The organism is Yersinia fenwicki, from assembly GCF_043099325.1.
Taxonomy (GTDB): domain Bacteria; phylum Pseudomonadota; class Gammaproteobacteria; order Enterobacterales; family Enterobacteriaceae; genus Yersinia.
The window spans coordinates 4,186,361-4,208,489 of sequence record NZ_CP170755.1 but is presented as its reverse complement, the minus strand read 5'-3'; the positions used below and the strand labels follow the sequence as shown (position 1 = coordinate 4,208,489).

Genomic DNA, 22,129 nt, shown 5'->3' with positions numbered 1-22,129 from the left:
TAAAAAATGGCCGCTCAAACCCCCATGGATATATTACGTGATCTTGCTGACAAGAAGCTAAGTGATACCACCACTCATTTAGGGAAGATGCGTCAGGAATTTGTCCAGGCGAACAATCAGCTTGAATGTCTGGAAAATTATGAACGCGAATATTGCCAGCAAATGCAATCCAACATGGTCGGAGAGGGAATGACGATTATTGATATGTTATCTCGTCAATCTTTTATCGACTCACTGAATAAGGTTGTTTCTCATCAGACGCAGCAAGTGGCGATATGTGAAACCCAGGTCGACAACGCAGTGAGCATGTGGCGTAAGGATAAGCAGCGGCTAAATGCTTTTGACGCGTTGAAACAGCGCTCTGAAGCGATTCGTTTGCTACAGGAGAATCGGCGAGACCAAAAAATGATGGATGAGTTCGCTCAACGAGCATCACGAAGGGAATATTAAGATGATCATCAATGCAATACCGACAGAATTAACGACTACCAGCGCACTAACGGAAGTATCGTTGGGTGAAGAGGGCGATTTTGCGGCGCAAATGTCAGATTTGCTGGCTAAATTAACCCCTGCAGCTCCTGAGGGGGAGGACAGTTCTCAACCCCAAACAGATGAGGATCTGGATGAGGAGATTCATGCCATCAATCTTCCGGCTGCTATAACAGCTGATGTTCTTATTGGAAAGGGTGATGTACCTCGCTTAGCTGCAAATATACCTGTAAGTGGTTCCGCTGCTTCTCGTGGAGTATTGCACTCTCTTGCTGAAATACAGCGAGTGGTGAACGCGCCTGTGGCCAATGCTCAGCTCGTTTCTCATGAGTTGTCACATACTGCATCAAAAATTCAGGAAGCTAAAACTGCCATTGTGCAGGAACAAGATAATCGCTTCGCACTGATGGTAGATAAACCACGAAATGAGACTCCGCAAGAGCCTGCTCTATTACCCGGTAACACCTCTGAGAGTGCAAAGCCTCTGGTGCCGCAAACTGTAGCTGGGGAGCCAAACGCTCTCGTAAACAACAATCCGGCGACTGTAACGGAACATACGCCGTTTTTTGCTTCGACGAATCCTGATGCAACGTTGGTTAAGCCCGCAGTAGTACCTGCTGCAGTTGTGAGCTTACCGCAGCCAACGGGTACAACCGAATGGCAGCAATCTCTGGGGCAACAGCTTGCTTGTTTTACTCGTGATGGTATCCATCATGCTGAACTACGCTTGCATCCAGAAGAGTTGGGAGCGGTACAGATAAGCTTACGCATGAGCAATGAGCGTATGCAAATTCACTTCGTGGCTGATAACCCACAGGCGCGTAATGCATTAGAGAACGCTTTGCCGTATCTGCGTAACTCGTTGGCGGAGTCAGGTATCAATCTCGGACAGAGCAGCGTCAGTGCTGATAGCAATTCATCATCTAATTCTTTCTTCGAAAAAGATCGAGCGGGTTCCGGAAGACTGGATCTAGAGAACGGGGAAGAAGCATCTGATGACCCTATTGAGCAGCATATTATCTCGCATCCGATGCAATATAGTAGCGGAATCAACACATTCGTCTGATATTTTTCTCAGGCTCTAAATTGTCAGCACTAATTTTCGTTTTTCAGAGAATTGTTCTGTTGGTAAGTTGTAATAATATACGCACTCATCCGGAGCGTTATTTTTATCGGTTAAATTAATGAAACAGGATTTATTCTTAGTATGTCCAAGAAAAATAAATGGGTTTTACTGCTTGTTACAATTCTTGCAATATCCACTATAGCACTAGGTGGCTATATCTGGTTAGAACAGCAAAAAATGAAAAAACACTTATTAGAAGTGAATGCAGGTGCAAGCAGTGAGCTGGCTGTAGAAATCCCTGCGCCTATTTATTATCAGATGGAAACATTCACTCTTAGCTTAAAACCATCAGAAAAAGAAAGTAGACGCGTATTATATATTGGCCTGACTTTAAAGTTAAAAGATGAAAAATCAAAAGAGAATATTGAAAAGTTCTTACCGGATATTCGTAGTGGTTTGCTAGTTCTTTTTTCTCAGCAAAGTGCGAACGAGCTTTCGACTGACGAAGCCAAACCTCAGTTAGCAGAAAAAATTAAAGAACAGATCAATCAGCCGAAGACAAATCATGAGCATATTCAGGTCACTGATGTCTTATTTAACGCGTTTATACTACGGTAATACTTATGTCTGACAGTATTTTATCTCAGGCCGAAATTGATCTACTACTGAATGGTGGTAATCAGGCAGAGAGTAACAGTTCCACAGACAAATTGAGTCTTGATAGCAATATTACACCCTATGATCCTAATACTCAGCGGCGTGTTATCCGTGAGCGTTTACACTCTCTTGAAATTATCAATGAGCGTTTCGCTCGGCAATTTCGTATCGGATTATTTAATTTATTGCGTCGGAGTCCTGATGTCACCGTTGGCGGTATTAAAATTCAGCCATACCATGAATTTGCCCGAAATTTACCTGTTCCGACTAATTTAAATTTAGTGCATTTGAATCCACTGCGTGGCACCGCACTGTTTGTCTGCTCTCCAAATCTGGTATTTATGGCAGTAGATAATCTTTTTGGTGGTGATGGCAGTTTTCCCACTAAAGTTGATGGACGTGAATTTACGCCAACTGAGCAACGCATAATTAAGCGTATGTTATCTATGGCATTACAAGCTTACGATGAGGCATGGAGCTCGATTTTCCCTCTCAAGGCTGAATATGTTCGTGCAGAAGTACAGGTCAAATTTACCAATATCACTTCCTCACCAAATGATATTGTTGTGACGACACCATTTTATGTAGAGATCGGTTCGCACAGTGGAGAGTTTGATATTTGTATTCCATTTAGCATGATTGAGCCTCTTCGTGAGTTGTTGACTAATCCGCCACTTGAAAACTCAAAACAGGAAAATATGCACTGGCGAAATACGCTGGCGCATGAAGTAAAAAATACCGAGCTTGAATTAGTGGCGAAACTTGCAGAAATACCATCCCGACTTTCTACGGTCTTACAATTGAAAAAAGGGGATGTTATTAATTTTGATAAGCCGGATTCAATTAAAACGCTAGTAGATAATGTGCCAGTTTTGTCAGCTAAATATGGCTGTGTTGACAATCAGTATGCGTTACAAGTTGAAAAACTCATAAATTCAGCTTTGCTATCATTTAAAAAGGAGTACTTAATCAATGAATGAAAATGAAAAATCATCGATAAACAACAGCGACTCAACAGATAGTTTGTGGGGAGATGCTATGAATGAACAAGCTGCGAGTGAGAATATCGCTCCAGCCTCTACTTCAACCTCAAACTCTGAAGATATCACTCCGAATTTTTCTGATGATCTCAATCTCATCCTTGATATTCCAGTTAATATGACAGTTGAGCTTGGTCGAACTAAAATGACAATTAAAGAACTTCTGAATCTTAGTCAGGGTTCAATTGTCTCACTTGAAGGTTTGGCGGGAGAGCCTCTGGATATTTTAATTAACGGCTATCTTATTGCTCAGGGAGAAGTCGTAGTTATTTCAGATAAGTTTGGTGTTCGTATTACGGATATTATTACTCCTTCAGAGCGCATACATCGTCTGAGCCGCTAATGAATACTCAATTACAACTCACTTCTGAAGCTACCGCTCCAGGAGGAGCAGCCCTTTCGTCTACTTCTCTTCTGACTGAAGTTGGAGGAGGTTTGTTGCTGGTATTACTGATTTTTATCGTTGTCATTTTTCTATGTAAGCGGTTTCAACTTTTCTCTGGAAAATTGCAGGGCGACAATATTCTTTCAATTAAACGCAGTTTGTCGCTAGGCCCGCGGGGACGACTCGTCGTGGTTGAATTTAATCAGCAATGGCTACTCTTAGGTGTCAGCTCTGAGAATATCACTTGCCTATCGAATATAGATAAGCCTGCCGATGAAGCATCTTCTCCGATGACCTTTCAGAAGATACTCACTGAAGTAGCAACCAAAAAGATGAAAGGCAGCGATTGAAAGTGAAACTTAAAAATTATTCTCTTTTATTGGTCGTGCTCATTGCCACTCTTATGCCTATGCCTATGGCGTGGGCAGAAAATGGTGATTTGCTACTTGCGCGTGGCAGTCAGACTGAAGGGTGGTCATTGCCTGTCCAGACTCTGGTCTTACTGACTTCCATAACTTTTCTGCCTGCTTGCTTACTGCTGATGACAGGCTTTACGCGCATTATCATTGTATTAGGACTACTTCGAAGCGCTCTTGGTACGCAGTCTACACCACCGAATCAGGTGCTCTTGGGACTGGCGCTTTTTCTGACCTTTTTCGTGATGTCCCCGGTCTTTAATACCGTATATGAGGACGCCTGGCTGCCACTTTCGGAGGATAAAATCACGATGGAGGCGGCATTACCAAAGGCAGCACAGCCGTTTCGGGAGTTCATGTTAGAGCATACCCGTGAAAGTGATTTGGCGCTTTTTACCCGGATAGCGAAGCATAAAGATTATGACACGCCGGAGGATGTGCCATTGCGTATTCTGATGCCTGCGTTTGTCACTAGCGAACTGAAAACTGGGTTTCAAATTGGTTTTACCGTCTTTATTCCTTTCCTGATTATTGACTTAGTGATCGCCAGTGTATTGATGGCGCTGGGTATGATGATGCTGCCTCCAGCCACTATTTCATTGCCGTTCAAGCTGATGCTTTTTGTTCTGGTAGACGGATGGCAATTGGTTATGGGCTCACTTGCACAGAGTTTTTACAGCTGATAAAGGAGAAGCATCATGACACCAGAAAGCATTATGTCGATGGGTTATGAATCAATTAAGATTGGTTTAACGATTGCACTTCCTCTGTTGTTGGCTGCTTTGGTCACTGGGCTTATTGTTAGCATTCTACAGGCAGCGACACAGATAAATGAAATGACACTTTCTTTTATCCCCAAAATTTTGATGATCACACTCGTTGGTATAGTGTTGGGGCCAAGAATGCTGGTGGTATTTCTCGACTATATGCGCACGTTATATATTAATATCCCGAATGTGGTGGGATGACGATGTTCACCCTTACTATTGCCAGCCTCTATCCGTATATTAATCATTACTTTTGGCCTTTTTTACGTATCCTCGCTATTTTAAGTACAGCGCCTATCTACAATGAGAAAGAGATAAGCAGCAAACTTAAAGTTAGTTTTGCGATGATGTTGACATTCTTAATTGCGCCAAATCTCCCGGCTTCAAATGTGATGATATTATCGATTGCTGGACTTTGGGTAGGGATTCAACAAGTTATCATCGGCATAGCCATGGGCTTTATGGTGCAGTTTATTTTTGTTGCTGTTCGCCATGGTGGAGAAATCGTGGGACTACAGATGGGGCTATCTTTCGCCACTTTTTATGACCACTCGGGCGGCCAAAACATGCCCGTAATTGCTCGTATTTTAAATTTACTTGTAACGTTACTTTTCTTATATTTCAATGGACATTTACTGCTGATAGAGGCCCTATCAGCGAGTTTTGATGTTCTACCTATTAAAGAGCGGCCACTAGAGGCCGGCGGCTTTATGGTGCTAGTACAAGCATCAGGTATTATCTTCAAAAGTGGTCTAATGCTAGCGTTACCTGTTGTTGCTCTGCTGCTATGCCTAAATTTGATTATGGGAGTTTTGAATCGTTTGACACCACAACTTTCAATTTTTGTCGTGGGTTTCCCTTTATCCTTAAGTATAGGGATGCTTGCCCTATCGCTTATTATGTATTCACTTGCTCCCTTCTTCGAAACATTAATAAATTCTATTTTTGAAAGTCTTTCGGCTGTACTTATTGGCTTTACTTGAGCTTATTCTTGAACCTCTAATCTTCAAAAGGGAAGGGAGCAAGCACTCTTTAGTTTTTATTCACACACATGACTGTCGGTGAAAAAGATGTACCAAATAACCATGCATTGTTTATCTGGGTTATTTTAATCTTTCGAGATGTCAACGATAAATCCCAAACATTTTTATTAAAAAACTCATCTGAAATTTTATCTGAGGCGCTTCGGGCTGTTTTACTATTATTAATAGTAATGAAACCATCTCCTTCAACAGTATAGTCAAATGTTATTTCACGTAAAATCAAGTCCTTAGTTGATTCTTGATGTTGTCCATTCTGGCTAATTTTACCAGATATATTAAATGAGCCTTTATTATTTTTGCCCAGCCTAATTACTAGTGTTCCATTTATTGAGATATTTTCAGGTAGTGATGGTGCTGAATACGAGGATACACAATATATATTTATTGTGTTGCGTAGTAAATATGATGGAATACCAAAGCATGCTGATATGATTAATATCATACTAATTATGACTATATAAATAGCAAATGCATAGTTAATTATTTTAATATTCATGGGTATATACATCCTGACAGCCAGAAAATGAAGGGTTATGTGATTTTAATAACATGCAGCGGCTAAGAAAAACTCGACCGGAATGACTATGAATATAATTATCGTCAGATTGAAATATATATATATAGTTGTCGATACAGGGAAGGTTTTTATTCGCAAACTCAGTTGCTAACTGTAAATTAGCTGCAGTTAATTCATCTGAATTTTTTTCTAATGTAAATGCAGGGCATTGTCCAATGTTACCAATTGGATATAGTTCTGCTTTAGCTATAATTGTCGTATTTTCTTTCTCAATAAATTGTATAAGTAAGGTAGTGAGCAGGGCAGAAGCCACTAGTAATATTACTAATAGGACATAACTTATAACATGTACCTTACTTTTTTGTATCGGCATAATTTCATTGTCGTGAGAATCCTCCTCAAGGTTATCCTCCTCCTGAGAGGTGGTACTCTCAGCTTCGATAACGATATTTTCACTTATTTTAAACCCTACTTTAGGGACTGTTACAATAATATCTTCAGTGTAACCCAGCTCTTGCAGAGCTTTGCGTAATAAGGAAATATGTTGCGACAGTGAATTGTTAGAGGCCTGAAGACCATACTCGTCCCAGACTTTTTCCAAAATCTCATCACGATTGATTACTCGATATTTATTTTCAAGCAAATAGCTCAATATTCTGGCTGGCGTTATCGACAGCCTAATTGTATTTTCTGGTTCAGTTATGCTAAACAACCTACCATTTTCTTCATGGTAGATTATCTTATTATCTATCTTATAATTCATGTTTTTTCCTCGAGGTATATTTTAAAGGTTGATGTAAATAACAGATTAAAAAGTTTCTAACTAATTTTTTTTGTAACTTTATTTTATCATTTCATAACTTTACTATTTCTTGACACTATTACGACAAATTATCTCCCTATTAAACTATGGGAGATATCTATAAGCCCTTTTGTAGTTCTTTGCGATATTTCGGTTGCTGGTTCGACTTGTCTGGCATTAGATAGTACTCTGAAGATCTTGAATCATATGGAACAAAATAAGCCACCTGTAAAGCTACCAGGCATTACTTGATTGCAGTCACTCCATCAAGCTGAGTATGACTAATTTGTTCATCAAGCCGTATCATATTCCCCTATAAGAGCTGTGGATAATCACTTATATGGCCCAGTATTTTACAACCTCGTTGTCAATACGGCTGGTATTATCTGAATATCCTCAAACTGTGGAGAAAATAATTTCGGTGTGAGCTATCAGTTAGTTAGGTTCAATAACGGTATTCAATATAATCGGCATGATAAGCATTTCCATTATTAATCTATTTTTATTGAAAATATAAATGTTAACAACTTTGCAAAAATAAAACTGAATTCATTAATAAGGGCTATTAACAGATAACAACTAACTCTAAATGGTTATTTTGGCTTACGCTATCTCACTTGAAAACCACTCTTTTGCTTATTGATGGAATTGCAATATTTACAGTGATAGTCGCTGTTAAAATCATTACAGCAGTTAGAAGAATATAGGGTTACAGTATCGATTTTACAACCATAATGAGGCAGATATTTTTGCAGAAGAACTGTAAGCGTCACATCATGAAATACTTCGATACACCTGTTTCTTGAGTAACGCTTTGCTAACTATCAAGAAAATTGAAGTAATGATGATGGCATTGGCCATGAAAAGCACAGTATCTTGAATTCTGCCCTTATAACGACAACTTAGCGTTAGCGCCAGTATTTTAGCCAATGGTGGTGAGCCAGCGAATACGTACCGTCGCGTTCGTACTTTCACATTAGTGAGTGCCATGTACGGTCTCCTGAACTGATGTTGCGAGTATATAGTCATCGAACTGGCTATGATCACATTTGGACTCACGAGAGGAAACTCATGTAGGAAGATTGAGTTCAGTTGATATGTGCTGTGGAATGGTAGCTGTAATAGCAGGATTTTTAACGCAAAAACGGACGTCTTTTGACGTCCATTGATATTAAAGTGGTGCCCGGACTCGGAATCGAACCAAGGACACGGGGATTTTCAATCCCCTGCTCTACCGACTGAGCTATCCGGGCAACGGGGCGCATTAAACCGTATTGGCCGCTGATCGTCAACGAATTTATCGCGTAAAATCCCTAAAACCGTATCGATCGCTCTCTTTTCAGGCAAAAAGGGAAAAAAATGCATAAATTGTTCTGAAATTTGACCTGACGTAGTTTTAACTTAGTGCCCCATTTTTACGACATAGCGCGACTTCCAATACATCTTCTGCCAGGCGCTTGGCCACTTCAACATCCTGTAATTGGCGCTTAACTAATAACTTACTCAGGCAACCTTCCAAAATCAGCTCCATTTGTTGGGCAACCATACCCGCATCGTCAATATCCATCTCGCACAACAGTTCTTGCGTATATTCGAGCGAGGCTTTTTTTTGCTGTTCTGCCAATTGGTGGATAGGGTGTTCGTCATCAGGATAGAAGCTGCACGCTGCAATAAACAGGCAACCGGGATAGCGCATTTTTTGTACTTGTTCACTGAGTGTTTGGTAGCGCGCTAGCAGCTTTTGTTTCAGCAATAAAGTTTCGTCCAGCTGCAACTGACGCCGCCAGGTATCGATCTGCTGACCGTGGTAGCGCAGGCAATCATACAGTAACGCCTCGCGATCAGGCCAAAATCGGGTCAGATCACTGACCTCGGCAGAGACCTCTTCTGCCAGCATCTCCAGCGTAGTATTTGCCAGCCCTTTCTGTTCTAACAGATTGAGCGCGTTGCTTAAAACTTGTTCGCGTTGCACATTGCTCTCCTCTAACTGATTACTGGCAAGCATGGTCTTCCACTGCTTATCGCACAAATAAATGTATTGGCACTTTCTGCCAGTGACCCCTGTACCTTATCACTACTCTTGTTCGACTTTTCTAACTCTTTATTACTTAGTTGCCTACCAAGCTATAACGGCAAGTTGACAGCATAGTTTTTGCTATCCGGCTGTCTGTGAAGCAGGGCGCATTTTCTAGTGCATCAGCTTGCCACCGGGTTACAGGGCTATACTAATAAACATCCCGCTGTCTTGAGTGGTATGGATAGCTTATGAGATTGAATCATTTATGAAAATAGTCATTGCTCCAGACTCTTATAAAGAAAGTTTATCCGCGCTGGAAGTTGCCGTACAAATTGAAGCGGGCTTTCGTACTCAGTTTCCTGATGCTGAATATATCAAGTTGCCGGTTGCCGATGGGGGCGAGGGCACGGTAGAGGCTATGATTGCAGCCACGGCTGGCAGGCTGATTAAGGCTAATGTGACCGGCCCGTTGGGGGACGAGGTTGACGCCTTTTACGGGGTATCCGGTGATGAAATGTGCGCTTTTATTGAAATAGCTGCTGCCAGTGGACTCGAACTTGTTCCACCCCCCTTGCGTAATCCCTTGAAAACCACCTCTTACGGTACTGGCGAATTGATTTGTATGGCGCTTAATCAGGGCGTGAAACATATCATTATTGGCATCGGAGGTAGCGCGACCAATGATGGTGGCGCGGGAATGGTGCAGGCGCTGGGAGTCAAACTGCTGGATAAGCATGGGAAGCAGATTGGTTTTGGCGGCGGGAAGCTAGCTGAGCTGGATATGATTGATATTTCAGAGCTTGATCCACGTATCAAGTCGTGCCGAATCGAGGTGGCTTGTGATGTCACCAACCCTCTCACCGGCAGTGCAGGGGCTTCTGCTGTTTTTGGGCGGCAGAAAGGTGCGACTCCTGCGATGGTTGCCCAACTGGATGAGGGGTTGCGGCATTACGCCGATGTGATTAAGCGCCATCAGGGGATCGATGTTGATCAGGTTGAGGGCGCTGGGGCTGCCGGGGGGTTAGGTGCGGCGTTGTTGGCTTTTTGTGGGGCGACCCTAAGCCCAGGCATTGATATTGTGACGAATGCTCTAGGTTTGGATGCTTTAGTCCGAGATGCGACTTTTGTGATTACGGGTGAAGGGCGGATGGATAGCCAAACCATTCACGGTAAAGTACCTGTTGGTGTAGCCAGAGTGGCCAAGCGTTATAACAAACCGGTGATTGGGATTGCCGGTAGCCTAACCGACGATGTCGATGTGGTGTATGCACACGGGCTGGATGCCGTTTTCAGTGTCATTGACACTATTTGTACTCTGGAGCAGGCGTTGGATAATGCCGCAGACAATGTGTTTAGGGCGGCGCGCAACATTGCTGCCACATTGGCAATAGGTCTGGCGGTGGGGAAAGCTGAAAATACGAGTGGATGAGCCGGACTATATGCTCATCCACCGTCGGAATATCAATCAGTTAACGATTAGCGCGGGAGGTTCTGTAGATGCAGCAGGAATCCACTCGCATTCATAAAACCGGTCACTCTGGCTGCGGGAATTTCATTCCCTTGCGCATCGAAAAACAGGATGGTCGGTAAACCCAGCACATTCAACTCTTTCAATAGCGCGGCATGTTCTGCACTGTTCGCTGTCACATCGGCTTGAAGTAACACAGTATCTGCCAGCTGGCGCTGAACCTGTTCATCACTGAAGGTGTATTTCTCAAACTCTTTACAAGCGACACACCAGTCAGCGTACAAATCCAACATCACCGGCTTACCCTTAGCTTGCGCTAACGCCGCTTGTAACTGGGGTAAATCGGCCACTTGTTTAAATGCTAAATGTTTAATTTCACTCTGTTGTGTGGGGCTGCCGAACGCCCAGTCTTGTAGCGGACGGGCGGCAATTAGTAAAGCTGTCAGTAATAGCAACTGGAAGGCTCGCGCCCAGCCAGAGTGAGCTTTTAGGCTTAATATAAACGCCCAGCCGAAGAAGGCGATGGCCAGCACACTCCATAAGCGTAAGCCCCAAACATCCCCTAAAACTCGTTCCAGTAAAAACACGGGTAGCGCCAGAATGACAAAGCCGAATGCCTCTTTAACGTACTGCATCCACGGGCCACTGCGCGGGAGCAACTTGTTGCCAAACAGCGTCACAATCACCAGTGGGATACCCATCCCTAAGGCATATAAATAAAGTGTTCCACCGCCAGCCAGCATATTACCGCTTTGGGCGATATACAGCAGAATGGCGCTGAGCGGCGCTGTGGTGCATGGCGAACAAATGAGGCCTGCCAGTGCGCCCATAGCAAAAACACCGGCCAATGAACCGCCGCGTTGGCTGCTGCTCCACTGCACCAGTCTGGTTTGCAGTGACGAAGGCAATTGCAACGAATAGAGGCCAAACATGGAGAGCGCCAGCAGCACAAACAGCGCAGATAGCCCAATCAACACATAAGGGTGTTGTAGCGCGGCCTGAAATTGTAAACCCGCCGCCGCAACCACCAGACCGAGTAGGGTGTAAGTCAGGGCCATCCCCTGCACATACACTATCGCCAACAACAATATTCGTCGCTGACTGTGAGGTTTTTCACGCCCGAGAATAATGGCTGAAATCAGCGGATACATCGGTAATACACAAGGAGTAAAGGCGATACCTATGCCAATGAGCAGCGCCCACAGCGGTGAAAAAGGTAATTCAGCCGCAACGGAAGTGGCGTTTGTCGCAGGTGAAATTGTATCAGTCACCGTCGCCGTGGATGAACCGACAGCAATGGCTGAGAGTGGAACGACCCGTGTTTCTGGTGGATAGCAGAAGCCCGCTTCGGCGCAGCCCTGATAAGTCACACTGACACTGGCCTGCTCACCGGCTTGTGTAATAGGGATCTTCAGGGTTAGCTGTTGCTTGAATATCGCCACTTCACCATAGAATTCATCATGATGAGCAATGCCTTCCGGCAAGGTAAATGCCCCGAGAGTGACATTATTCGGCACGATTTTGATTTGCTGGCGATACAAATAATAGTCTGGATGAATCTGCCAACTCAGGGTGAGCTGGTCACCTTGTTGGCGAAAATCAAAGGCAAACGCTTGATCGACCGGAATAAATCGGCTCTGGCTACTTTTTTGGCCAAAAGATGAGTTGTCACCAAATAGCGAAGCCTGTGCACTGTGCGGCGCGAGTAAAATGCTGCACAGCAGCAGAATTAGAGTAATGAAGCGTTGAGCCATGACAGGTAATCTTTATCTCCGTCCCGTACCGGCAGCACCAGTAATTCCGGTGTTTGGTAGGGGTGATGTTGTTTGATATAGCTGAGAAGTGCCTGCTGATGACGGGTATTGCTCTTGAACAGAAGCTGGACTTCATACTCTTGCTGGAGCTTACCTTCCCAGTAGTAAATCGAGGTCGCACCAGGTAACAAGGTAGCGCAAGCAGCCAGTTTTTCACCCAAGACCTTCGCGGCTAAATCCTGCGCGCTGGCTTCATCAGGGGCAGTGCACAATACCACAATTGCATCACAAATATTCTCATCACAATTATTCGTATCATAATCAGACATTTTCACCTCGTAGGTCGCGCGGCTTATATGACGAAGTAGGTACTATAACGCGAGTGGATGTGGGTCAGAAGATGATTTATGTAACCGTGGGGGAGGTTTCGCGTAAACAGCGAGTGAGAGTGGGGCGCAAATGGATTGCGCCCCATAAAGCAGATTACAGTACCAGACCGCCCATCACGAAGCCGAAGCACACGGCCAGTGCAACCCCGATGGTGCCCGGGATAAAGAACGGATGGTTAAACACGAAGCGACCAATACGCGTGGTGCCGGTGTCATCCATTTGAACTGCGGCTACCAGTGTTGGGTAGGTTGGCAGAATGAACAGACCAGAAACCGCTGCGAAAGAAGCAATTGCCGCCAGTGGTGAGACGTTCAGTGCCATTGCCATTGGCATCAATGCCTTGGCAGTTGCAGCTTGAGAGTAAAGCAGTGCTGAACAGAAGAAGAAAATAACGGCCAGCAGCCATGAGTGAGCTTGAATCAAGCTACCCGCAGTTTCTTTAATCCAGTCCAGGTTGTGTTGTACAAAGGTATCGCCCAACCAGGCTACACCGAGAATACAAATACAAGCACTCATACCGGCTTTGAAAGTGCTGGAGTTCAGGATTGCATCAGTATCAACCGAACACACCATTGTCGTGATAGTCGCCACACTCAGCATGATGATCAGGATGGCGTTAGTGGTATTCATCAATGGTGTTGCCACCAGACCGACACTTGGGCTGTTGATGATGGCATACGCCAAACACACAATACACCTGCCAGGAACAGCAGTACGGAGGTTTTAGCGCGTGGTTTAATGACTTTGACGGTGTCACCACGCAGTGTGACTAAACCTTCTTCCAAACGTTTGATGTAAATAGGGTCATCAGACAGTTTGGAGTTAAAGCACCAGGAAACGATCAGAGACATCACAAATACCGCAAGCAGGGTAGATGGGATGACGATCATCAGTAAATGTAAGTAGCTGACGCCATGACCTTCCATGACGGAAGACATGTAGACCACCGCCGCAGAAATAGGCGATGCGGTAATGGCGATTTGCGCGGAGACCACAGCGGTAGACAGTGGGCGGCAAGGTTTGATGCCTTGTTCTTTCGCCACTTCTGCAATCACCGGCAAGGCTGACAGAGAAATGTTACCTGTCCCGGCAAAGATGGTCAGAAAATAGGTGACCAGCGGAGCAAGGATAGTGATGTGTTTTGGATTCTTACGCAGTAATTTTTCAGTTTGCTGCACCAGATAATCCATACCACCCGCCACCTGCATTGCAGAGATGGCGGCAATAACGGCCATAATAATTGAAATAACATCGAATGGAATGCTACCGGGTTTGACACCAATGATCGCCAATACCAGAACCCCAATACCACCCGCAAAACCTATACCGATACCGCCTAACCTGGCCCCTAAAAAAATGGCCAGCAGAACGATGACTAATTCTACGGCTATCATAGTGTTTACTCCTTGATCCAAATGAAAAATTAAAGTTAAAAAGTTGTGTTTGCCCGAAAATAAAAAGGCACGCTGTCCAGAGGAGCATGCGTGCCTTATAGGGCTACCGGATGACTATTTTATTGTTCATTTTCATCGGTATAACGTTTCGCTTTATACGCTGGATGCATCAGGTTCTCAACAGAGAAAATGTCGTCCAGCTCAGCCTCAGTTAGTAAGCCGCGTTCCAGAACCACTTCCCGTACATTTTTACCGGTTTCCGCACAAATCTTGCCCACGATGTCACCATTATGGTGACCAATGAATGGATTCAGATAAGTAACGATACCGATTGAGTTAAAGACGTAACGCTCGCAGACCTCTTTGTTGGCAGTGATGCCATTGATGCATTTTTCCAACAGGTTGTAACACGCATTTGTCAGGATGTGGATGGACTCAAACATCGCCTGCCCAATCACTGGCTCCATAACGTTCAACTGGAGCTGACCTGCTTCGGCCGCCATAGTAATGCAAGTGTCGTTACCAATCACCTTAAAACAAACCTGGTTAACGACTTCAGGTATGACCGGGTTCACTTTGGCTGGCATGATAGAAGAACCGGCCTGCAATTCTGGCAGGTTGATTTCATTCAGACCCGTACGTGGGCCAGAGGAGAGCAAACGCAAGTCATTACAGATTTTTGACATCTTAACGGCCAGACGTTTCAGTGCGCCATGCACCATGACGTAAGCACCACAGTCAGAGGTCGCTTCAATCAAGTCTTCTGCTGGAACACATGGCAGACCACTGATTTCAGACAGTTTTTTTATCGCTAACTGTGAGTAACCTTCAGGTGTATTTAGCGCAGTACCGATAGCCGTTGCACCGAGGTTAACCTCTAGCAGCAACTCTGCGGTACGTTGCAGGTTTTTGGTTTCTTCTTTTAATAACACCGCAAAGGCTTTGAATTCTTGCCCCAGTGTCATAGGTACCGCATCCTGCAACTGGGTACGGCCCATTTTCAGGATTTTCTCGAATTCTTTGGATTTCCTTTCGAAGCCTTCTTTTAACTGATTGATGGCGTCAATAAGCTTCATAATGGAAGCATACACCGCAATGCGGAACCCCGTTGGGTAGGCATCATTGGTGGATTGGCATTTGTTCAGATGGTCATTAGGGTTTAGGTATTGATACTCGCCCTTCTGGTGACCCATCAGTTCCAGACCGATATTGGCCAGAACTTCGTTGGTATTCATGTTTAAGGAGGTACCAGCCCCGCCTTGGAACACGTCAACCGGGAACTGATCCATACATTTCCCTTTATCCAGGACTTCATCACATGCCTGAATAATGACGTCAGCAATTTTGCGAGGGATGGTATGTAGTTCTTTGTTCGCCATTGCTGCTGCTTTCTTTACCATGACCATGCCGCGTACAAACTCTGGCACATCACTGATCTTGCTGTTACTGATATAGAAGTTTTCAATCGCACGCAGGGTATGAACACCGTAGTAAGCCTCTGCGGGGACTTCTCGTGTACCTAACAGGTCTTCTTCAATACGAATGTTATTTGACATGAGAACCTTCTCTAATGTGCTGTCTTGTTTTGTATTTGTTAACTAAATTATGTCGCCGTGGGCAATATGATGCCGCGATGAACCTTAAGTGCGGAAAGATTAACCATTCATCTTATTGCTGACAGGATCATATGCTGCTTAATGATAAAAAGCCTTGAACTAGGATCACTATATGGTCGGAATTAATTGAGATGATCTGATATCTGTGATTTCACTCACAGTTGCGCGAATAAGTAATAAAAGTATCTCTCTAACTTGAAAAGTGATTCAACCACCACCATTTTATGAGGGTCGACCCTCGTTGAAGGAGGTGCTGACGCTGAAATTCGCTAATAAGGGAAAAAAACAGTGTCAACGCCAACCGGGTCAAGGTTTTCATGGTATCTGTCAGGCAGGGTTGCCCTGATGAGAGGTACTGAATGATTGGAATAAGGAGAATGCGGTGCGTTGGTTACCGTTAGCGCTGATATTTTTATTGGCATATATAGAAATATCGATATTTATCAAGGTTGCCGCTGTATTGGGTGTGCTGGTTACCCTCTTGTTGGTGATCTTCAGTTCTTGTGTGGGGATATCTCTGGTGCGTAACCAAGGGATAAAAACCTTTATGCAGATGCAGCAAAAACTGGCTGCCGGTGAAAGTCCTGCGGCTGAAATGGTGAAAAGTGTATCGCTGGTATTGGCCGGCTTCTTACTACTGATCCCTGGCTTCTTTACCGACTTCCTCGGTTTGCTGCTGCTTTTGCCTCCGATTCAAAAATCGTTGACGTTAAAATTGATGCCACATCTGAATATCTATCGTGGCGGTTTTAATCAGAATAATTCTGGCCCTATGGGCGGCGGAAATACCTTTGACGGCGAGTTTCAGCGTAAAACCGATGATCACTTTATCGTAGAGCATCGTCGGGATGAGGATGATAAATCGACAGACAGTCGCTTTAAAGATGATAAGTAAATCGCTTTTTTTTCTAATTGATTGTTTATTAATTATAAATTCATAAAGCAAATCACAATGCTTTCTTGAATGGGGCAACGCAGATGAGTAAAAATGAGCCACCTGCGAGCAAGAAAAAACTGAATTTTTTTTTGCTCTCTCCCTTGAAGGGATGTGAAGTCGCCCCCATTAAGATAGCCACGGTATCGGTTGTGAAGGTAGACCGATATTAATCCTAAATCTGATACGGACCTTCTCAATAGGAGAGCTATCAATGAAAATTCGTCCATTGCATGACCGCGTTATCGTCAAGCGCAAAGAAGTTGAATCCAAATCTGCTGGCGGCATCGTTCTGACTGGCACTGCAGCGGGTAAATCTACCCGTGGTGAAGTTCTGGCTGTCGGCAATGGTCGCATCCTGGATAACGGTGAGATCAAGCCGCTGGATGTGAAAGTTGGCGACATCGTTATTTTCAACGATGGTTACGGCGTGAAGTCAGAGAAGATCGACCATGAAGAAGTGTTGATCATGTCTGAAAGTGACATTCTGGCAATTGTTGAAGCGTAATTCACGCTCTCTAATCTTCTGAACTGAACGAGTTAAGGGAAATCATACCAATGGCAGCTAAAGACGTAAAATTCGGTAACGACGCACGCATCAAAATGCTACGCGGCGTAAACATTCTTGCTGATGCAGTAAAAGTGACCCTGGGCCCGAAAGGCCGTAACGTAGTTCTGGACAAGTCTTTCGGCTCTCCAACTATCACCAAAGATGGTGTTTCGGTTGCGCGTGAGATCGAACTGGAAGACAAGTTTGAGAACATGGGTGCACAGATGGTTAAAGAAGTTGCCTCTAAAGCGAATGATGCTGCGGGTGACGGTACCACTACTGCAACTGTATTAGCTCAATCCATTATCACTGAAGGCCTGAAAGCAGTTGCGGCCGGCATGAACCCAATGGACCTGAAACGCGGTATCGACAAAGCAGTTATCGCTGCTGTTGAAGAGCTGAAAAAACTGTCTGTACCTTGCTCTGATTCTAAAGCAATTGCTCAGGTAGGGACCATCTCTGCAAACTCAGACTCAACTGTCGGTGAGTTGATTGCACAAGCGATGGAAAAAGTTGGTAAAGAAGGCGTTATCACCGTTGAAGAAGGTTCAGGCCTGCAAGACGAGCTAGACGTTGTAGAAGGTATGCAGTTCGACCGTGGCTACCTCTCTCCTTACTTCATTAATAAACCAGAAACTGGTTCTATTGAACTTGAAAGCCCATTCATCCTACTGGCTGACAAGAAAATCTCTAACATCCGTGAAATGTTGCCAGTTCTGGAAGCCGTAGCGAAAGCGGGTAAACCACTGCTGATCATTGCAGAAGATGTTGAAGGCGAAGCTCTGGCAACTCTGGTGGTTAACACCATGCGCGGTATCGTTAAAGTTGCTGCGGTTAAAGCACCTGGTTTCGGCGATCGTCGTAAAGCCATGCTGCAAGATATCGCTACCCTGACTGCGGGTACCGTTATTTCTGAAGAGATCGGTCTGGAACTGGAAAAAACCACTCTGGAAGATCTGGGTCAGGCGAAACGTGTTGTTATCAATAAAGACACCACTATCATCATCGATGGCGTAGGCGATGAAGCTGCAATTCAGGGCCGTGTTGCTCAGATTCGTCAGCAAATTGAAGATGCGACTTCTGACTACGACAAAGAAAAACTGCAAGAGCGTGTCGCTAAACTGGCTGGCGGCGTTGCCGTTATCAAAGTTGGTGCCGCAACTGAAGTTGAAATGAAAGAGAAAAAAGCACGCGTTGAAGATGCACTGCACGCAACTCGTGCTGCGGTAGAAGAAGGCGTGGTTGCTGGTGGTGGTGTTGCACTGATTCGTGCGGCATCTGCTATCACTGCAGCTGGCCTGAAAGGCGACAATGAAGACCAGAACGTCGGTATTAAAGTTGCTCTGCGCGCGATGGAATCTCCACTGCGTCAGATCGTGGTTAACGCCGGTGAAGAAGCTTCTGTTATCGCGAACAACGTTAAAGCGGGTTCAGGTAGCTACGGTTACAACGCTTATAGCGAAGAATACGGCGACATGATCGCGATGGGTATTCTGGATCCAACTAAAGTGACTCGTTCTGCTCTGCAGTACGCAGCCTCTATTGCTGGCCTGATGATCACCACCGAGTGCATGATCACTGACCTGCCACGTGATGACAAAGGTGCTGATATGGGCGCTGGCGGCATGGGCGGTATGGGTGGTATGGGCGGCATGATGTAATGCCCCAAGCCTAAATACCCAAAATAATTCGAGTTGTGGGAAGGTGGCAATTGAGTAAATCCCGATGAGCTTACTCAGGTAAGTGATTCGGGTGAAAGAAAGCAGCCAACGCACATGCGGCTTGAAGTATGACGGGTATAGCTTCATTGATTGCTAATTAAGCTATAAACCTAAAGCGAGTGGGGTAACCTGCTCGCTTTTTTTATGGGAATAAAAACCGGCTACACATCTACTCCTGTCATCACCTTGCCTCGTTCGTGCTTTATACTCAGCTTTTTCTGATTCAAATTTCGTAACTAAACGCGCTAAAAGCGCTTTTATTTCATTCAGTATGATGATTACAGGACTTTTTATTATCTTCGTTGCTGATTTAATGTGTAAACTGTTCACTATTAGCCATCAGTCTCGACATCGGGTACCTGGGTAATTTCGGCAACGGATGCCTAAGCGGCAGCGGTGCTTTCTGGTAATCTTTAGCGTGATTCTCAACTTCGAATGGGGAAAAAAATGCGGATTAAAGTGTTACTTGGTCTCTCAGCAGCGGTGTTGCTGGCAGGTTGTAGCTCCACTAACCAATTGAGTTCGGCGGGTGAGCAAGTGAAGTTCTCCGATACCAAACCGGGTAGTGAATGTCAGTTGGTTGGGCAGGTGACAGGTACTCAGAGCAATTGGATCTCAAGTGGTGAAAGCAGCTCTATGCGTGGTGCAGCAAATGACCTACGTAATAAAGCCGCAGCGATGGGTGGCAATGTTATCTATGGCGCAACCAGCCCGAGCGAAACCTTCTTATCAAGCTTTGCACCGCTAGACAGCAAGATGGTCGGCGAAGTTTACAAGTGCCCTTGATATCAGAAGCTCGCAGATAAATGAATCGGGGGATACCATGGCATCCCCCGATTGTTATATCCGTCATCGTTCAAATTACAGAGGTATTGGCTGTACTTGTTATAGTTCATCCTGCATCAACCGGAGATCCAGCGGCGTTTTGCTAGGTTGCCCCCCGATTTCTCGTGCCAGACGTGGTACCAAATAGCCCGATACGCGGCTGAGTAACCCTTTCATCAACTGCCGGGCTTCATTATCATCGACCATAAAATGAGCCGCACCTTGTACTTTATCCAGCACATGGATGTAGTAGGGTAGGATACCGGAATCAAACAAGGCGTTACTTAATGTCGCCAAGACCTCGTCATCATCATTAACACCACGTAGCAACACGCTTTGGTTCAGTAACGTCACCCCCGCCTGCTTGAGCTGTGCCATACTGTCTCGTAATGACGCGTCAATTTCATTGGCGTGGTTGATATGTGTCACCATCAGCACTTGTAATCGTGAATCACTCAGGCGCTGGCATAACTCTGTGGTTATACGTGCGGGGATAACAACCGGCAAACGAGTGTGAATCCGTAGCCGTTTGATATGGGAAATACTTTCAATTTCATCTAATAGCCAGCTAAGCTCACTATCTTTTGCCATTAACGGATCGCCGCCCGAAAAAATGATTTCGTCCAGTTCAGGATGTTGGCGAACATAGTCCAGCGCCTGACGCCAATTAGCTTTGTTGCCTTGGTTATCCTGATAAGGGAAATGACGGCGGAAACAATAGCGGCAATTAACGGCACAGCCGCCCTTGACCAGCAATAGCGCACGGTTGCGGTACTTGTGCAGTAAGCCGGGGACAACACTACGCTGCTCATCAAGCGGATCGTTGGTAAAACCAGGAGCAGCGATAAACTCTTCCCGCGCGGTGAGTACTTGCAGCAGTAAAGGGTCTGATGGGTTTCCCGGTTGCATACGCGCAACGAATGCTCGGGGCACTCTTAAGGGGAATAAACGACGCGCAGCAGTACCTTGTCGCAGGTTAGGGTGTTCATTTAACAGCAGAATTCTTAGCAATTCGTCCGGATCTGTAATTACATCGGCGAGTTGTTGCAACCAATCTTCTCTAATTGGCATGTTTCGGGTTACAATACTTGCCATTTTTTAGGCTTACTACCAGTTTCTTGAGGACCATCATGGCCAGTTATTATAGCAACGATTTTCGTCCCGGTCTTAAAATCATGTTCGAGGGCGAGCCTTATGCAGTTGAGTCCAGCGAGTTCGTAAAACCAGGCAAAGGCCAAGCTTTTGCTCGTGTTAAGATGCGCCGTCTGCTGACTGGCGGGCGCGTTGAAAAGACTTTCAAATCAACCGATTCTCTGGAAGGCGCTGACGTTAACGATCTGAACCTGACTTACCTGTACAACGACGGTGAGTTCTGGCACTTCATGAATAACGAGACTTACGAACAGCTGCAGGCCGATGCTAAAGCTATTGGCGATAACGCTAAATGGTTGATTGACCAAGCTGAATGTATCGTAACTCTGTGGAATGGTCAGCCTATTTCCGTGACCCCACCAAACTTTATTGAACTCGAAATTGTTGACACTGACCCAGGCCTGAAAGGTGATACTGCCGGTACAGGTGGTAAGCCAGCAACGTTGAGCACCGGTGCAGTGGTCAAAGTGCCACTATTCGTACAGGTTGGCGAAGTCATCAAAGTTGATACTCGCTCTGGCGAATACGTTTCTCGCGTTAAGTAAGTCACCGCCGTAAAGCTGTGCAAAAGTTGCGCTGAGAATGAAAGAAAACCGCTTAATCGGCGGTTTTCTGCTATCTGGAGTTAGGCATCCATTACAGTAATTTAAGTCAGAAAAAGTGCAATACCATTTTTTTGACTATCCTTATAGGGCGTAAAGATAATTTCATACCATAAGGATCTTCTATAATGTTTAAGAAAAGCATCGCTATTATTTTCTCACTGTTAGTTATCTCTTCATTAAGCGCCTGCAATACCACTAAAGGTGTGGGTAAAGATGTTCAAAGCGCGGGTAGTGCTATTGAACGCAGTGCTGAATAAATCCTATACCCGTCATACTTCAAGCTGCATGTGTATTGGCTACGCTCACGTACCCAAGTCACTTACAACACTGTAAGCTCATCGGTATTAATGAGCCTCATCCCTGAGGCTCACCCTGTGGGAACATTTCTGTAACTCGAATTATTTAGGGTATATATGCATTATTATCGGCGGCAATTGTCGCCGGCTTAATTTTTGATTGAGCATAATATTGATGCACACTATTTAGCGTGATAACGTATCAGCCTTACCTATCGGCTGCCT

Annotated in this window: 23 protein-coding genes, 1 tRNA gene and 1 pseudogene; 16 read left to right on the top strand and 9 right to left on the bottom strand. The window is 44.9% G+C overall.

The genetic code is table 11. The annotated features are described in order from the left end of the window. The first annotated feature begins 6 nt into the window (after window positions 1-6). The 9 genes from fliJ (at window position 7) to fliR (ending at window position 5,803) form a co-directional block, all read left to right on the top strand. Window positions 7-450 (top strand): flagellar export protein FliJ, encoded by a 444-nt coding sequence (gene fliJ, locus ACF3VQ_RS19080; RefSeq protein WP_392432547.1) that lies wholly within the window; start codon window positions 7-9, stop codon window positions 448-450. A 1-nt stretch (window position 451) separates the two neighbouring features. Next, window positions 452-1,555 carry a flagellar hook-length control protein FliK gene (locus ACF3VQ_RS19075; RefSeq protein ID WP_392432546.1) on the top strand — a complete coding sequence of 368 codons (1,104 nt, stop codon included), beginning with the start codon at window positions 452-454 and terminating at the stop codon, window positions 1,553-1,555. 141 nt (window positions 1,556-1,696) lie between these two features. Then, window positions 1,697-2,173 carry a flagellar basal body-associated protein FliL gene (gene fliL, locus ACF3VQ_RS19070; protein ID WP_392432545.1) on the top strand — a complete coding sequence of 159 codons (477 nt, stop codon included), beginning with the start codon at window positions 1,697-1,699 and terminating at the stop codon, window positions 2,171-2,173. A gap of 5 nt (window positions 2,174-2,178) precedes the next feature. Further along, on the top strand, window positions 2,179-3,192 hold the full coding sequence (gene fliM / locus ACF3VQ_RS19065; protein ID WP_392432544.1) for a flagellar motor switch protein FliM: 1,014 nt from the start codon (window positions 2,179-2,181) through the stop codon (window positions 3,190-3,192). Then, a complete protein-coding gene (fliN, locus tag ACF3VQ_RS19060) occupies window positions 3,185-3,595 on the top strand; it encodes a flagellar motor switch protein FliN (RefSeq protein ID WP_392432543.1) in 411 nt (136 codons plus the stop codon). Before fliM ends, fliN begins: the two co-directional genes overlap by 8 nt. Continuing rightward, window positions 3,595-3,987, top strand: coding sequence for a flagellar biosynthetic protein FliO (gene fliO / locus ACF3VQ_RS19055; RefSeq protein ID WP_392432542.1), 393 nt, complete (start codon window positions 3,595-3,597; stop codon window positions 3,985-3,987). The genes fliN and fliO overlap by 1 nt, the downstream gene beginning before the upstream one ends. Window positions 3,988-4,046: 59 nt before the next feature. Continuing rightward, window positions 4,047-4,736: a flagellar type III secretion system pore protein FliP gene (fliP, locus tag ACF3VQ_RS19050; RefSeq protein WP_392435709.1), complete on the top strand. Its 690-nt coding sequence runs from the start codon at window positions 4,047-4,049 to the stop codon at window positions 4,734-4,736. A 15-nt stretch (window positions 4,737-4,751) separates the two neighbouring features. Then, complete coding sequence (fliQ, locus tag ACF3VQ_RS19045; protein WP_392432541.1) at window positions 4,752-5,021, top strand: flagellar biosynthesis protein FliQ; 270 nt, start codon at window positions 4,752-4,754, stop codon at window positions 5,019-5,021. A gap of 2 nt (window positions 5,022-5,023) precedes the next feature. After that, the gene (gene fliR / locus ACF3VQ_RS19040; protein WP_392432540.1) at window positions 5,024-5,803 is read left to right on the top strand and encodes a flagellar biosynthetic protein FliR; all 780 of its coding nucleotides are present in this window, start codon (window positions 5,024-5,026) and stop codon (window positions 5,801-5,803) included. A 49-nt stretch (window positions 5,804-5,852) separates the two neighbouring features. Here fliR and ACF3VQ_RS19035 read toward each other — a convergent pair whose 3' ends face one another. The 4 genes from ACF3VQ_RS19035 to ACF3VQ_RS19020 form a co-directional block, all read right to left on the bottom strand. After that, window positions 5,853-6,359, bottom strand: coding sequence for a hypothetical protein (locus ACF3VQ_RS19035; protein WP_392432539.1), 507 nt, complete (start codon window positions 6,357-6,359; stop codon window positions 5,853-5,855). Continuing rightward, entirely contained in the window at window positions 6,349-7,143 is a 795-nt protein-coding gene (locus ACF3VQ_RS19030; RefSeq protein ID WP_392432538.1) for a transcriptional regulator, read from the bottom strand. The genes ACF3VQ_RS19035 and ACF3VQ_RS19030 overlap by 11 nt, the downstream gene beginning before the upstream one ends. A gap of 1,216 nt (window positions 7,144-8,359) precedes the next feature. Further along, a tRNA-Phe gene (locus ACF3VQ_RS19025) sits at window positions 8,360-8,435 on the bottom strand. Window positions 8,436-8,578: 143 nt separating this feature from the next. Beyond that, a complete protein-coding gene (locus ACF3VQ_RS19020; protein ID WP_392435707.1) occupies window positions 8,579-9,154 on the bottom strand; it encodes a transcriptional regulator in 576 nt (191 codons plus the stop codon). 310 nt (window positions 9,155-9,464) lie between these two features. Between ACF3VQ_RS19020 and ACF3VQ_RS19015 the strand changes: the two genes are divergently transcribed. Continuing rightward, window positions 9,465-10,628 carry a glycerate kinase gene (locus ACF3VQ_RS19015; RefSeq protein ID WP_392432537.1) on the top strand — a complete coding sequence of 388 codons (1,164 nt, stop codon included), beginning with the start codon at window positions 9,465-9,467 and terminating at the stop codon, window positions 10,626-10,628. 47 nt (window positions 10,629-10,675) lie between these two features. Here ACF3VQ_RS19015 and ACF3VQ_RS19010 read toward each other — a convergent pair whose 3' ends face one another. From ACF3VQ_RS19010 to aspA, 4 genes and pseudogenes are all read right to left on the bottom strand, one after another. Further along, complete coding sequence (locus tag ACF3VQ_RS19010) at window positions 10,676-12,421, bottom strand: protein-disulfide reductase DsbD (RefSeq protein WP_392432536.1); 1,746 nt, start codon at window positions 12,419-12,421, stop codon at window positions 10,676-10,678. Then, window positions 12,397-12,750, bottom strand: coding sequence for a divalent cation tolerance protein CutA (cutA, locus tag ACF3VQ_RS19005; protein ID WP_392432535.1), 354 nt, complete (start codon window positions 12,748-12,750; stop codon window positions 12,397-12,399). Before cutA ends, ACF3VQ_RS19010 begins: the two co-directional genes overlap by 25 nt. Window positions 12,751-12,904: 154 nt before the next feature. Continuing rightward, a pseudogene (locus tag ACF3VQ_RS19000) lies at window positions 12,905-14,205 on the bottom strand (anaerobic C4-dicarboxylate transporter). 119 nt (window positions 14,206-14,324) lie between these two features. Next, window positions 14,325-15,761 (bottom strand): aspartate ammonia-lyase, encoded by a 1,437-nt coding sequence (gene aspA, locus ACF3VQ_RS18995; RefSeq protein WP_392432534.1) that lies wholly within the window; start codon window positions 15,759-15,761, stop codon window positions 14,325-14,327. A gap of 442 nt (window positions 15,762-16,203) precedes the next feature. Here aspA and ACF3VQ_RS18990 point away from each other — a divergent pair, with 442 nt between their 5' ends. From ACF3VQ_RS18990 to ACF3VQ_RS18975, 4 genes are all read left to right on the top strand, one after another. After that, window positions 16,204-16,716 (top strand): FxsA family protein, encoded by a 513-nt coding sequence (locus ACF3VQ_RS18990; protein WP_392432533.1) that lies wholly within the window; start codon window positions 16,204-16,206, stop codon window positions 16,714-16,716. Window positions 16,717-16,969: 253 nt separating this feature from the next. Then, on the top strand, window positions 16,970-17,263 hold the full coding sequence (locus tag ACF3VQ_RS18985) for a co-chaperone GroES (RefSeq protein WP_004391824.1): 294 nt from the start codon (window positions 16,970-16,972) through the stop codon (window positions 17,261-17,263). A 50-nt stretch (window positions 17,264-17,313) separates the two neighbouring features. Continuing rightward, the gene (gene groL / locus ACF3VQ_RS18980) at window positions 17,314-18,966 is read left to right on the top strand and encodes a chaperonin GroEL (RefSeq protein WP_005175567.1); all 1,653 of its coding nucleotides are present in this window, start codon (window positions 17,314-17,316) and stop codon (window positions 18,964-18,966) included. A gap of 507 nt (window positions 18,967-19,473) precedes the next feature. Continuing rightward, complete coding sequence (locus ACF3VQ_RS18975) at window positions 19,474-19,812, top strand: DUF4156 domain-containing protein (protein WP_050115010.1); 339 nt, start codon at window positions 19,474-19,476, stop codon at window positions 19,810-19,812. 99 nt (window positions 19,813-19,911) lie between these two features. Here ACF3VQ_RS18975 and epmB read toward each other — a convergent pair whose 3' ends face one another. Further along, complete coding sequence (gene epmB / locus ACF3VQ_RS18970) at window positions 19,912-20,946, bottom strand: EF-P beta-lysylation protein EpmB (RefSeq protein ID WP_392432532.1); 1,035 nt, start codon at window positions 20,944-20,946, stop codon at window positions 19,912-19,914. Between the two features lie 35 nt (window positions 20,947-20,981). On the opposite strand from epmB, the gene efp reads away from it, so the two are divergent. Both efp and ACF3VQ_RS18960 read left to right on the top strand, forming a co-directional pair. After that, window positions 20,982-21,548 (top strand): elongation factor P, encoded by a 567-nt coding sequence (gene efp, locus ACF3VQ_RS18965; RefSeq protein WP_005156473.1) that lies wholly within the window; start codon window positions 20,982-20,984, stop codon window positions 21,546-21,548. A gap of 185 nt (window positions 21,549-21,733) precedes the next feature. Next, window positions 21,734-21,865, top strand: coding sequence for an entericidin A/B family lipoprotein (locus tag ACF3VQ_RS18960; RefSeq protein WP_392432531.1), 132 nt, complete (start codon window positions 21,734-21,736; stop codon window positions 21,863-21,865). The last annotated feature ends 264 nt before the right edge of the window (window positions 21,866-22,129 follow it).

Excerpts from the sequence above, each read along its gene's own strand:
- fliJ (WP_392432547.1), top strand. The coding sequence starts at position 7 with ATGGCCGCTCAAACCCCCATGGATATATTACGTGATCTTGCTGACAAG.
- ACF3VQ_RS19075 (WP_392432546.1), top strand. The coding sequence starts at position 452 with ATGATCATCAATGCAATACCGACAGAATTAACGACTACCAGCGCACTA.
- fliL (WP_392432545.1), top strand. The coding sequence starts at position 1,697 with ATGTCCAAGAAAAATAAATGGGTTTTACTGCTTGTTACAATTCTTGCA.
- fliM (WP_392432544.1), top strand. The coding sequence starts at position 2,179 with ATGTCTGACAGTATTTTATCTCAGGCCGAAATTGATCTACTACTGAAT.
- fliN (WP_392432543.1), top strand. The coding sequence starts at position 3,185 with ATGAATGAAAATGAAAAATCATCGATAAACAACAGCGACTCAACAGAT.
- fliO (WP_392432542.1), top strand. The coding sequence starts at position 3,595 with ATGAATACTCAATTACAACTCACTTCTGAAGCTACCGCTCCAGGAGGA.
- fliP (WP_392435709.1), top strand. The coding sequence starts at position 4,047 with ATGCCTATGGCGTGGGCAGAAAATGGTGATTTGCTACTTGCGCGTGGC.
- fliQ (WP_392432541.1), top strand. The coding sequence starts at position 4,752 with ATGACACCAGAAAGCATTATGTCGATGGGTTATGAATCAATTAAGATT.
- fliR (WP_392432540.1), top strand. The coding sequence starts at position 5,024 with ATGTTCACCCTTACTATTGCCAGCCTCTATCCGTATATTAATCATTAC.
- ACF3VQ_RS19035 (WP_392432539.1), bottom strand. The coding sequence starts at position 6,359 with ATGAATATTAAAATAATTAACTATGCATTTGCTATTTATATAGTCATA.
- ACF3VQ_RS19030 (WP_392432538.1), bottom strand. The coding sequence starts at position 7,143 with ATGAATTATAAGATAGATAATAAGATAATCTACCATGAAGAAAATGGT.
- ACF3VQ_RS19015 (WP_392432537.1), top strand. The coding sequence starts at position 9,465 with ATGAAAATAGTCATTGCTCCAGACTCTTATAAAGAAAGTTTATCCGCG.
- ACF3VQ_RS19010 (WP_392432536.1), bottom strand. The coding sequence starts at position 12,421 with ATGGCTCAACGCTTCATTACTCTAATTCTGCTGCTGTGCAGCATTTTA.
- cutA (WP_392432535.1), bottom strand. The coding sequence starts at position 12,750 with ATGTCTGATTATGATACGAATAATTGTGATGAGAATATTTGTGATGCA.
- aspA (WP_392432534.1), bottom strand. The coding sequence starts at position 15,761 with ATGTCAAATAACATTCGTATTGAAGAAGACCTGTTAGGTACACGAGAA.
- ACF3VQ_RS18985 (WP_004391824.1), top strand. The coding sequence starts at position 16,970 with ATGAAAATTCGTCCATTGCATGACCGCGTTATCGTCAAGCGCAAAGAA.
- groL (WP_005175567.1), top strand. The coding sequence starts at position 17,314 with ATGGCAGCTAAAGACGTAAAATTCGGTAACGACGCACGCATCAAAATG.
- ACF3VQ_RS18975 (WP_050115010.1), top strand. The coding sequence starts at position 19,474 with ATGCGGATTAAAGTGTTACTTGGTCTCTCAGCAGCGGTGTTGCTGGCA.
- epmB (WP_392432532.1), bottom strand. The coding sequence starts at position 20,946 with ATGGCAAGTATTGTAACCCGAAACATGCCAATTAGAGAAGATTGGTTG.
- efp (WP_005156473.1), top strand. The coding sequence starts at position 20,982 with ATGGCCAGTTATTATAGCAACGATTTTCGTCCCGGTCTTAAAATCATG.
- ACF3VQ_RS18960 (WP_392432531.1), top strand. The coding sequence starts at position 21,734 with ATGTTTAAGAAAAGCATCGCTATTATTTTCTCACTGTTAGTTATCTCT.